Genomic DNA, 10,943 nt, shown 5'->3' with positions numbered 1-10,943 from the left:
GCGCAGTAGGGGCTGACCGGGGCAGAGGCGCCCCAGATCGAGCTGCATCCGGTGGCGTTGGCGACCATCATCCTCTCCCCGAAGAGCTGGGTGACCAGCCTGGCGTACGGTGTTTCCCCGCACCCCGAGCAGGCGCCGGAGAATTCCAGGAGCGGCTGCTGGAACTGGCTCCCGATCACGGTGCTCCGCTTCACCAGGTGCCCCTTGTTCTTCAGCGTCTCGGCGAACTTCCGGTTTTCCTCCTGCACGGCCGCCTGGGTCTCGATCGGCTTCATGACCAGGGCCGATTTCTTCGCCGGGCAGATGTCGGCGCAGTTCCCGCAGCCCATGCAGTCCAGCGGATAGACCTGGATGCGGAAGCGGTGCCCCTTGATCTCGCGAGCCACCGCCGGGATGGTCTCGTAGCTCTCAGGCGCCCCGGAAAGCTCCTCGTCGGTGGCCAGGAAGGGCCGGATGGTCGCGTGGGGGCAGATGAAGGAGCACTGGTTGCACTGGATGCAGTTCTCCTTGATCCACTCCGGCACGTTGATGGCCACGCCGCGCTTTTCGTAGCGTGCGGTGGAGAAGGGGAAGGAGCCGTCGGGGGCGAAGGAGGAGACCGGGAGATCGTCGCCCTTCTGCCGCAGGATGGGGAAGATGGTCTTCTTCATGTAGTCCGGCATGTCCTGGCTCAGGCGGAAGTCGAGCCCCCGCTGGTCATCGGCATCCTTCCAGGAGCTGGGGTAGCTGATCTCGACCAGGTTCTCGACCGCGAGGTCGACGGCGCTCAGGTTCATGTCGACGATCTTGTCGCCTTTCCTCCCGTACTCCTTGCGGATCGAGTCCTTGAGGAGCTCGACCGCCTCCTCGAAGGGGAGCACCCCCGAGAGCTTGAAGAAGGCGGTCTGCATGATCATGTTGATGCGGCCCCCCAGGCCGGCGGAGGTGGCGATGCTGATGGCGTCGATGTTGTAGAAGCGGACCCCCTTCCGGGCGATGGTCCGTCTCATCGCGGCGGGGAGGTTCTCCTCCAACTCCTCCACCGTCTTCCAGGGAGAGTTCAAAAGGAAGGTCCCCCCCTCCTTGATACCCTCCAGCACGTCGTAGACCTGCACGTAACCGGACTTCTGGCAGGAGATGAAGTCCGCGGCGTCGACCAGGTAGGTCGACTGGATCGGGCTCTTGCCGAAGCGCAGGTGGGAGACGGTGATCCCCCCAGATTTTTTGGAGTCGTAGGCGAAGTAGGCCTGGACGTAGAGGTCGGTGTTGTCGCCGATGATCTTGATGGCGGCCTTGTTGGCGCCGACCGTGCCGTCGGCCCCCATCCCCCAGAAGCGGCACTGGATGGTGCCTTCGGGGGTGGTGGAGAGGGTGCCGGTGGCCGGCAGCGAGGTGCCGGTCACGTCATCGGTGATCCCCGCCGTGAAGCGCCGCTTCCCGGGGGAGGCGTTCATGTTGTCGAAGATGCTCTTCACGTGCACGGGGCGGAACTCCTTGGAGCCCAGGCCGTAGCGCCCGGAATAGAGCTCCGGAAGCTTGCCGCCGCGCTCGAGGAAGGCGGTGCAGACGTCGAGATAGAGAGGTTCTCCCAGCGACCCCGGCTCCTTGGTGCGATCGAGGACGCTGACCTTCTTGGCCGAGGCCGGGATGGCCGCCAGGAGGGCGTCGGCGTCGAAGGGGCGATAGAGCCGGACCTTGACCACCCCCACCTTTTCCCCGGACGCGTTCAGATGCCTGACCACCTCCTCGACCGTTTCGCAGGAGGAGCCCATGGTGACGACGACCCGCTCAGCCTTGGGGTCCCCGACGTAGTCGAAGAGCTGGTACTTTCTGCCTGTGAGCTGGCCCACCTTCTCCATGGTGGCCTTGACCACGGCGGGGACGGCGTCGTAGTAGGGATTGGACCGCTCGCGCCCCTGGAAATAGATGTCGGGGTTCTGGGCGGTTCCGCGCAGCTCGGGGTGCTCGGGATTCATGGCTTTGGCCCGGAATTCGGCGAGCTTTTCGCGGTTCAGGAGCTTCGCCATGTCGTCGTACTCGATGGCCTCGATCTTCTGCACCTCGTGGGAGGTCCGGAAGCCGTCGAAGAAGTGGAGGAAGGGGACGCCTGCCTCCAGCGCCGCCAGGTGGGCGACCAGGGCCAGGTCCATGCACTCCTGGACCGAGCACGAGCAGAGAAGGGCGAAGCCGGTGGGGCGGGCGGCCATGACATCCTGGTGGTCGCCGAAGATGGAAAGGGCGTGGGTGGCAAGGGCCCGGGCCGAGACATGGAAGACGCCGGGAAGAAGCTCCCCCGCGATCTTGTACATGTTGGGGAGCATCAGCAGCAGGCCCTGCGAGGCCGTGAAGGTCGTGGTCAAGGCGCCTGCCGCCAGCGAGCCGTGAACCGCGCCGGCGGCACCGGCTTCGGACTGGAGCTCCCTGATGTTGAGGGTCTGGCCGAAGATGTTCTTGCGTCCCTCCGCCGCCCACTCGTCGGCGACCTCCCCCATGGTGGAGGAAGGTGTGATCGGATAAATAGCGGCAGTCTCGCTCATGGCGTAAGCCACATGCGCCGCAGCAGTGTTGCCGTCCATAGTCTTCATTTTCCCGGCCATTGGAGACTCCTCGTGTAGAGATAAATTCTGCATTCCCAAGGGATACCGGACAATTATACGTTCCATTAATGACAAGGCAACCGGGGTCCTGAATTTGCTGGGGCGGGCGGCAGAAGTGATGGATAACCTGTTCAGACCAGTCCTGCGGCGCTTAGTTCGGATTTCAGCCAGGCATAGATGATCGGTGCCGCGACCATCCCGGACAGTCCGAAGATCGCCTCCATCACCAGCATGGCGCTCAGGAGTTCCCAGGCGCTGGCGTTGACCTGGCCGCCGACGATCTTGGCATTGGTGAAGTATTCGAGCTTGTGGATGAGGAGGAGGAACACGACGGAAGAGATCCCCACCGAGGTTGAAACGCCGAGGCTGATCAGCACGATTACCGAGTTGGAGATCAGGTTCCCCGCCACCGGGAGGAGCCCGGCCACGAAGGTCAGCAGTATTAACAGGGTCGTCATGGGCATGTGGAAACCGCAAAGGGGGAGGATCAAGGCGAGGTAGAGCGCGGTCAGTATGGTATTGAGTGCGGAGATCTTCACCTGCGCGAAGACGATCTTCTCGAAGGCCGTCGCCAGCGTCCTGAGTCTCTGGTGGAGGGCTCCGGCCAGTGGCGGCGGGGTCTCCGCCTCGGTGAAGCGGTGCATCACCGCCATCGCACCGATCGCCATGCCGAAAAGGAGGTGGATCACGGTCTTGGCGCCCGAGATTCCGACCTGGGAGATGTTCTTGCCGTGCTCGCGCAGCATTGCCGCGAGCTGTTCCCGCAGTCCCTCCACGGTGTCCGGTACAGAATTGGCAAAAGTTGGCGGGAGATTCCGTTTCAGGTTCTCGAGCCTTTCGGCCACGGCTCCCATGATGGTGGCCATTCCCTGGTGGCCCTGGAAGAAGGAGGATAGTCCCAGGGCTACCGCCAGCACCAGCAGCGCGACTGCCAGTATGATCCCGCCCAGGGCGATGCCGCGACCCTTGGTGCCCCACCCGGTGGGAAGGCGCTCGGCCAGTTTCGCCGTCAATACATAAACCGCCAGGCCGGCGAGCACCGCGGACAGGAGACGGAAGTAGAGGACGGTCACGACGGCCAGGGCGGCCAGGAGGTAACTGATCAGCAGCACGTTGGGCATGGTCCACCTCTATTCGAAAGCAACTTCTGGAGCGTCCTTGGACCCTATTGTTTTTGCCGTTGATCAAAATGGTACTTAGCCTTAGCTCCTTTGCAACATTCTTTTTCTGGAGGAGCCTCCGATAATGCTTCTCTCACCAGCCCTGCTCTACCAGTCATTGCCAAAGTCTTGGCTGAACTAGCAGCTGAGACATGTAAAAATAATTTCACATGTCGGTGTATCCAGGGGAAAAGACATTATTCAGGAGAATGTGAAAGAATAAGCAGGGATGAATTTATTTCTTGCAATTTGTATTGGCAAATGTTAACCAAACAGTAGAAAGTGACGAAACAGTGCCAGTGTCAGACCCGCAATAACCCCCTGATGACATCCTCTACTCCTGCGGGTGGAAAAGTTGTTGCGATCATACCGGGAATAGAAAGTGAACCGGTCTAAGGATTCAGCCGGGGATCGGCTGATATGGAGGGACCATGCATCAGGGGGGAATCCTGCTGGTGGAGGATGACAGCGACTGTAGGGAGTTGGCCCTGCGGGCGTTGAAAAAAGCGGGGTACAGCAAGGTCGCGGTAGCGCGAGACGGCCTCGAAGCCATCGGAATGTTGTTGGGGGAGGGGAAGTTGCAGAGTGACGGCGGTGAAGAGCCGGAGTTTGTCCTCCTGGACATGAGGATGCCGAGGATGGATGGCCTCAGCGTGCTGCGGCAGATTCGCGGCAACGAGAGGACCAGGACGCTCCAGGTCTTCGCCCTCTCCTGCACCGATGACCCAAGTTATCTCGATGAGTGCCGCGAGCTGGGCGTGCTGGCGGTCCTGCCCAAACCGCTGGACCCGACCACGCTGAAGCTCTGGTTGCCGCAGCAGGCAGCTTGAATCCCGACTAGCGGGGCAGCGGGCTCTTAACAGCGTCCTCTATCACTATTTCCAGCTCGGCCAGGGCTACTTCCTTCAGCCCGAGCGACTGGGCCTCACTGCTGGCGCAGAGGACGACACCTTCTTCACTGCGCAGGCCGATGCCGAGTTTTCTGCAGGTCAGGTTGGCAAGACGCACCGCGGCAAGGAGCAGGTTGCCGCGATCCCACTCCTCATCCTCATGCCCCGCCACCACCTCGCAGTAGGCAGGCGGCATGTGCCACTGCTCCATCAGCAGGCGCCCCTGCTCCACGTGCAGGGTCTTCAGCACCTCCGCCAGCACCGCCGGATTCGCCGCCGCCCTGAACTGTTCCTCGTGGCAGACCTCTTCCATGACCTTCAACAGAAAAAGCTTCCCGATGTCATGCAAAAGCCCGGCAAGAAAGGCCTCCTGGGCCTGGTTGGGGAGCCCCGATTTCTGGGCCAGCCACTTGCTGCCGACGGCGCAGCAGAAGGCGTGCTTCCACAGGGTCTGCATGAGCGCGTTGTACTTCGGGTCGTTCGAGCGGTACAGGTCCTGCTGGGTGGTCACCATGGCGAGGTTGGCAACCTCCCGGGAGCCCAGCCTGATGATGGCCTCCCGTATGGTCCCCACCTTGCTCAGTCCCGAGTAGAAGGCCGAGTTAGCGGCCCGGAGCACCTGGCTGGTCAGGCCGGAATCGGCGATGATCAGCTGGTGGACCTCGTCGATGTTGAAGTCGGGCCGGGAAAGGACCTGCTGCAGCTTGACCGCCACCGCGTGAAAGACGGGGACGCTCAGGTTTCCCGATTCGAGCCGTTTCTTAACCACACTGACTATGGAAGTATGCTGGTCCATCTTTCTTCTTTCCCTGGCGCCCGGCGCGCCGTCAGTTGCCTACCATCCGTCTCAGTTCGCTCAAGGGGCGGGGCATCGAGATCCGCGGCAGGTCGCGCAGCACCTCGTGGAGCGATACCAGCCCCTTGGCCGCCTTGAGCAGGCCGTCCTCGAAGAGGGTCACCATCCCCGGGGTCTCCATGCTCAGCCGCCTGATCTCCGAGGCCGACCTGTTGTCCATGATGGCCTCCTTCATGGCCTCGCTCATCATCAGCAGTTCGAAGACCGCCATCCTCCCCCGGTACCCGGTGAAGCGGCAGGCCTTGCAACCGCGACCGATTCGGAATTTGGCGCCGGCCAGGTCGGCGGACGAGTACCCGAGCCTGCCGAATTCCGCTGCGGTCGGCACGTACGGCTGCCCGCACTCCCTGCAGACCAGCCGCAGCAGCCGCTGGGCCAGCACGCAGGTGACCGTGGAGGAGATCAGGAACGGCTCGATCTGCATGTGTACCAGCCGCAGGATGGCCCCGATGGTATCGACGGTGTGGAAGGTGGTCAGGACCTTGTGGCCGGTGAGGGCCGCCTGGATGGCGGTCTCGGCGGAGAAGGTGTCCCGGATCTCGCCCAGCACTATGATGTCGGGGTCCTGGCGCACGATGTGGCGCAGTGTCTCGTCGAAGGTCACGCCGATCTTGGGATTCATCGAGCACTGCGCGACACCGTCCATCACGAACTCGACCGGGTCCTCGGCCGTCACGATGCTGGTGTTGATGTTGTTGAGCCTCCCCACGCAGCTGTAGAGGGTCGAGGTCTTGCCGCTGCCGGTGGGGCCGGTGATGATCATGATCCCCGACGGCGCCTCCAGCGCGTCCTGCACGAAAATGTCCAGCATGCGCGGGGCCATGCCGATCTGGTTGACGTCGAGGATCGCCTCCTTCTTGCTCAGGAGCCGGAGCACGATCTTCTCGCCGAAGATGGTGACGAAGAAGGAGACGCGCAGGTCGAGGGTGAAGCCGTGCTGCCGGCTGTCGTAGAGGATGCGCCCGTCCTGGTGGCGGCGCTTTTCCGCGATGTCGGCCTGGGCCATGACCTTGATGCGGGAACTCAGCTGGGGCGCCAGGTCGAGCGGCAGTTCCTGGTGCGGCATCATCACGCCGTCGTGCCGGAGGCGGATCCTGATCCGGTCCTTGAGCGGCTCGATGTGGATGTCGCTCGCCCCCTGGCTCATGGCGTCGTCGAAGAGCTTGTTGATCAGCCCCACCACCGTGCTCTCGTCGCTCTCCTCCGGTCCTTCGCTGCCGGCGTTGTTCTCGGCGCTGGCGATGGCGGCGAGGATGGCCTTGCGGCTGGCTATCGCCGGCTGGAGGTTGTGGCCGAAGATCGTTTCGGCGGCGGCCCGGGAGCGCTGCTCCAGGGGATTGGCGAAGGCGATCGATGCCACCCCGTTTTCGATGGAGAGGGGAACGAAGAGTCCGTCGCGGAAAAGCTGGAACGGGGCCCGGGCGAAAAGCTTCCGGTCCAGCTTGCGGAACTCCAGCTCCGCGACCGGGAAGCCCAGCTGGAAGGAGAGCACCTCGATGAGCTTGCGCTCCTCGATGAAGCCGTTTTCGACGAAGATGTCCCCGAGCATCCTGTGCTCGGTCCCCTCCCTTTGCAGGTCCAGGGCGGCCATCAGGTCGCTCTCCCGCAGGTACCCCAGCTCCACCAGGAAGTCACCGATCCTTATCGAAGGGGTGTTTTTCCGCAGCGTGCGGGCCACCTCGTCGCGCGAAAGATAGTCCAGCTCCTGGAGCACGTCTATCAGGGTCTTGCTCGACTGGAGCTTGGCGTGGACCCGCTGGGCGTAGCTTAGCTGATCGGGGGTCACGACCCCTTCCCTCACGAGGAGGGCAACGATCTCTCCGACTGCCGCCTTGGGCTCGGCTGCTTCTGGTGTCTCGTTCATGGGCTCTCTGGCAGCTCAAGGCTGCTCTGCTGCGGGATGTAAGGCACGCGGGCGCCTTTTGCGCTTCGAGGGACGCTCGATACAGAAAAAGGCCCCCGTGAGTGCGCGGGGGCCTTAGGGCCGGCTGGAAGCGAAGAGGGGCTACTCCCCCTTCTTTTCGTCGCGGCCGGGCTTGATCTCGATCTCGTCCTTGCCGCTGGAAGCCTTTTTGAAATTTCTGATGCTCTTGCCGAGTGCGCCGCCGATCTCCGGCAGCCTCCCGGCGCCGAAAACGACCAGCACGATCACCAAGACCACGATCAGTTCCGGCAAACCAAATCCGAACATACGCTCCCTCCCCTTAAAGATCGTTGAGCTTCTGCAGTATCGCATCGGGCAAATAAAAAAGTCAAGCAGTTACGCGAGGACCGGCGGCGGGAAGAGGAGCCTGCCGCGAGGGAGGTCGCCGGAGCATTCCACGCCCGACTCGTTGCCGGATGCGCCGCCAACCAACCCCTCTGGAGAGGTCATCCTTATTAAAATGGTTGCACTTTGGCGTGAAGGTTGCTATACGCTTTAACTCTCAACTGTCGCGCTTTCCAAAGAAGGAGAGTTCCAGTGAACAAAACTATCCTGCTGGTGGAGGACAACCCTGACGACGAGGCGCTCACTCTCAGGGCGGTGCGGAAGCACATTCCGCATGGCATAGCCGTGGCCCGTGACGGAGCCGAGGCCCTCGACTTCCTCTTCGGGACCGGGCGCCACGCGAACCGCGACCTCACGGTGCCGCCGCTCCTCGTGCTGCTCGACCTGAAGCTCCCCAAGGTGAACGGCCTGGAGGTGCTGCGCCGGATCAGGGAAGACGCCCGGACCAGGGCCATCCCCGTGGTGGTATTCACCTCCTCGACCGAGGAGCAGGACATCCTCGACAGCTACCGCCTGGGCGCCAACAGCTATATCCGCAAGCCGGTCGACTACGGCCAGTTCTGCGAGGACTTGAAGCAGGTGATGATCTACTGGCTGTGCGTCAACCAGCTCCCCCCGCAGAGGAACTGCTCCGCCTCCTGATCCCCTTGTTGCCATGAGCCCCGCCGTGGTACTATCCTGACCATGGAAAAATTCGAGCTTCTGACAGAGTTCAAGCCGCGCGGAGACCAGCCCCGCGCCATCGAGGAACTGACCGAGGGGGTGCTCCGCGGCGACCGGCACCAGGTCCTGCTGGGAGTCACCGGCTCCGGCAAGACCTTCACCATGGCCCAGGTGATCGCCCGCGCCAACCGGCCGGCCCTGGTGCTCGCCCCCAACAAGACGCTGGCGGCCCAGCTCTACGGCGAGTTCAAGGAGCTCTTTCCGAATAACGCCGTCGAGTACTTCGTCTCCTATTACGATTACTACCAGCCCGAAGCCTACATCCCCTCCTCAGACACCTTCATCGAGAAGGACTCCTCGATCAACGACGAGATCGACAAGTTCCGGCACTCCGCCACCCGCAGCCTGCTGACCCGCCGCGACGTCATCATCGTGGCCTCGGTCTCCTGCATCTACGGCATCGGCTCTCCCGAATCGTACCAGGAGATGCAGATCAGGGTGCGCGAGGGGGACGAGCTGGGGCGCGACGACTTCCTGCAGAGGCTGGTGGCGATCCAGTACGAGAGAAACGACATCGACTTCCACCGCGGGAGCTTCCGGGTGAGGGGCGACACCGTCGAGGTCTTTCCGGCCCACGACGACGAGCGGGCGATCAGGGTGGAGTTCTTCGGCGACACCATCGACGCCGTCTCGGAAATCGACCCGCTGAGAGGGGTCCAGCTTCAGAAGCTTTCCCGCTTCGCCATCTACCCCGCCTCCCACTACGTGGCCAGCCGGGCCACCCAGGAGCGTGCGGTCGAGCAAATCCGGCTCGAGCTGGAGGAGAGGCTCCGCTACTTCCAGGGGCAGAACATGCTCCTTGAGGCCCAGCGGATCGAGCAGCGCACCTACTTCGACATCGAGATGATCGAGCAGATGGGCTTTTGCCAGGGGATCGAGAACTATTCCAGGCACTTCGACGGCCGCGCTCCAGGTGAGCCCCCCTATACCCTGATCGACTACTTCCCGCCCGATTTCATGATGGTGATCGACGAGTCGCACATCACCGTCCCGCAGGTCGGCGGGATGTACCGCGGCGACCGCAGCCGCAAGGAGACCCTGGTCAACTACGGCTTCCGGCTCCCCTCGGCCCTGGACAACCGGCCGCTGACCTTCAACGAGTTCCAGCACAAGCTGAACCAGGTCGTCTACGTCTCCGCGACCCCCGCCGACTATGAACTCAAAGCCTCGGGGGGCGTGGTGGTGGAGCAGGTGATCCGCCCCACCGGCCTGATCGATCCGGCCATCGAGGTCCGTCCGGCGGCGGGACAGGTCGACGACCTCCTGCACGAGGCGCGGGAGACCGCGGCCAGGGGGGAGCGGGTGCTGGTGACCACCCTGACCAAGCGCATGGCCGAGGAACTGACCGACTACTATCGCGAGCTCGGCATCCGGGTGAGATACCTGCACTCCGACATCGACACGTTTCAGCGCATGCAGATCCTGAGGGAGCTGCGCCTGGGAGAGTTCGACCTCCTGGTCGGCATCAACCTGCTCCGCGAGGGGCTCGATCTCCCGGAGGTCTCGTTGGTGGCCATCCTCGATGCCGACAAGGAAGGGTTCCTCCGTTCCACCCGTTCCCTGATCCAGACCTGCGGCAGGGCGGCCCGCAACGTCGCCGGCAGGGTCATCATGTACGCGGACAAGATCACCGGCTCGATGCAGGACGCCATCGACGAGACGCTGCGCAGGAGGGAGTTGCAGACCGCCTACAACGTTGAGAACGGCATCACCCCGGAAACGGTGCGGCGGGTGATCGGTAATACCCTGCAGGCGCCCGAGGAGCGGGACTGGGTGACGGTACCGGTGGAGGAAGAAGAGCTGCTGAAGGTGAAGGACATTCCGAAGATGGTGAAGAGGCTGAGGAAGGAGATGCTGGCTGCGGCCAAGGACCAGGACTTCGAACGGGCGGCCGAGCTGAGGGACCGGATAAAGCGGCTGGAAACTGCGGAGCTGGCGGCGAGGTAAGTTCTTTCGCCGCCAGCCGATTGTGTCTCTTCGCGGCGGATGGCACCTTCCCCCACCCCCCGCCCCCCTCCCTCAAGGGGAGGGGGAGATTCAAGCGTCCCCCCCTTGAAAAAGGGGGGACAGGGGGGATTTAGGTCAGCCGCCATCTGCACCGAACATCAGTCCGAAATCCAAATCCCACTTTTCCGAAGGGGGACTTCACGCCATGCCGGGTATGCCGTCTTCTGAGCACCCTTCGCCGCTGTTGCGCCGGAGCGGTTCCAGAAAAGGATACCTTTCCTCCGGCTTCAAGGGCGGGCGCCCGAGGGCGGGCTATACTTCCTACACTCTTTGCGCCGGCTGGGCAAGTGTTTCGGGATGAAAATATCCTAATAATTCTTTCGTGTCGGGAAGGGTACTGGCACAGGCGCGGACAGTGAAGGATAAAACTGAATTGACCGGACTGTGGGAATCAGCTATTCTGAGCGAATTTCAGCATAAAGGGGCTTTCTATGCCGCGTCCCACCTGGGATGAGTATTTCA

At 62.7% G+C, this 10,943-nt stretch carries 8 protein-coding genes; 3 read left to right on the top strand and 5 right to left on the bottom strand.

Annotation, left to right across the window (positions count from 1 at the left end; genetic code table 11):
- Both nifJ and AC11W3_RS03440 read right to left on the bottom strand, forming a co-directional pair.
- The coding region (gene nifJ, locus AC11W3_RS03445) for a pyruvate:ferredoxin (flavodoxin) oxidoreductase (protein WP_484092484.1) at nucleotides 1-2,576 on the bottom strand (2,576 nt) is incomplete at its 3' end.
- 131 nt (nucleotides 2,577-2,707) lie between these two features.
- A complete protein-coding gene (locus AC11W3_RS03440) occupies nucleotides 2,708-3,697 on the bottom strand; it encodes an AI-2E family transporter (protein WP_484088987.1) in 990 nt (329 codons plus the stop codon).
- 470 nt (nucleotides 3,698-4,167) lie between these two features.
- Here AC11W3_RS03440 and AC11W3_RS03435 point away from each other — a divergent pair, with 470 nt between their 5' ends.
- Nucleotides 4,168-4,566 (top strand): response regulator, encoded by a 399-nt coding sequence (locus tag AC11W3_RS03435; RefSeq protein ID WP_484088986.1) that lies wholly within the window; start codon nucleotides 4,168-4,170, stop codon nucleotides 4,564-4,566.
- A gap of 7 nt (nucleotides 4,567-4,573) precedes the next feature.
- On the opposite strand, the gene AC11W3_RS03430 is transcribed toward AC11W3_RS03435, so the two are convergent.
- From AC11W3_RS03430 to AC11W3_RS03420, 3 genes are all read right to left on the bottom strand, one after another.
- Complete coding sequence (locus AC11W3_RS03430) at nucleotides 4,574-5,422, bottom strand: HDOD domain-containing protein (protein WP_484088985.1); 849 nt, start codon at nucleotides 5,420-5,422, stop codon at nucleotides 4,574-4,576.
- 31 nt (nucleotides 5,423-5,453) lie between these two features.
- Nucleotides 5,454-7,346 (bottom strand): GspE/PulE family protein, encoded by a 1,893-nt coding sequence (locus tag AC11W3_RS03425; protein ID WP_484088984.1) that lies wholly within the window; start codon nucleotides 7,344-7,346, stop codon nucleotides 5,454-5,456.
- 141 nt (nucleotides 7,347-7,487) lie between these two features.
- Nucleotides 7,488-7,673 carry a twin-arginine translocase TatA/TatE family subunit gene (locus AC11W3_RS03420; RefSeq protein ID WP_484088983.1) on the bottom strand — a complete coding sequence of 62 codons (186 nt, stop codon included), beginning with the start codon at nucleotides 7,671-7,673 and terminating at the stop codon, nucleotides 7,488-7,490.
- Between the two features lie 270 nt (nucleotides 7,674-7,943).
- On the opposite strand from AC11W3_RS03420, the gene AC11W3_RS03415 reads away from it, so the two are divergent.
- Together AC11W3_RS03415 and uvrB are read left to right on the top strand one after the other, a co-directional pair.
- A complete protein-coding gene (locus AC11W3_RS03415; protein WP_484088982.1) occupies nucleotides 7,944-8,393 on the top strand; it encodes a response regulator in 450 nt (149 codons plus the stop codon).
- Between the two features lie 42 nt (nucleotides 8,394-8,435).
- Entirely contained in the window at nucleotides 8,436-10,421 is a 1,986-nt protein-coding gene (gene uvrB / locus AC11W3_RS03410) for an excinuclease ABC subunit UvrB (protein ID WP_484088981.1), read from the top strand.
- The last annotated feature ends 522 nt before the right edge of the window (nucleotides 10,422-10,943 follow it).

The sequence above is a fragment of the Geomonas sp. genome, assembly GCF_056994735.1.
Note: the sequence above shows the minus strand (reverse complement) of the source record. Positions and strands in the feature narration are given on the sequence as shown.

What these genes read in the sequence shown, in the direction of transcription:
- AC11W3_RS03440 (WP_484088987.1), bottom strand. Translation starts at nt 3,697, where the DNA reads ATGCCCAACGTGCTGCTGATCAGTTACCTCCTGGCCGCCCTGGCCGTC.
- AC11W3_RS03435 (WP_484088986.1), top strand. Translation starts at nt 4,168, where the DNA reads ATGCATCAGGGGGGAATCCTGCTGGTGGAGGATGACAGCGACTGTAGG.
- AC11W3_RS03430 (WP_484088985.1), bottom strand. Translation starts at nt 5,422, where the DNA reads ATGGACCAGCATACTTCCATAGTCAGTGTGGTTAAGAAACGGCTCGAA.
- AC11W3_RS03425 (WP_484088984.1), bottom strand. Translation starts at nt 7,346, where the DNA reads ATGAACGAGACACCAGAAGCAGCCGAGCCCAAGGCGGCAGTCGGAGAG.
- AC11W3_RS03420 (WP_484088983.1), bottom strand. Translation starts at nt 7,673, where the DNA reads ATGTTCGGATTTGGTTTGCCGGAACTGATCGTGGTCTTGGTGATCGTG.
- uvrB (WP_484088981.1), top strand. Translation starts at nt 8,436, where the DNA reads ATGGAAAAATTCGAGCTTCTGACAGAGTTCAAGCCGCGCGGAGACCAG.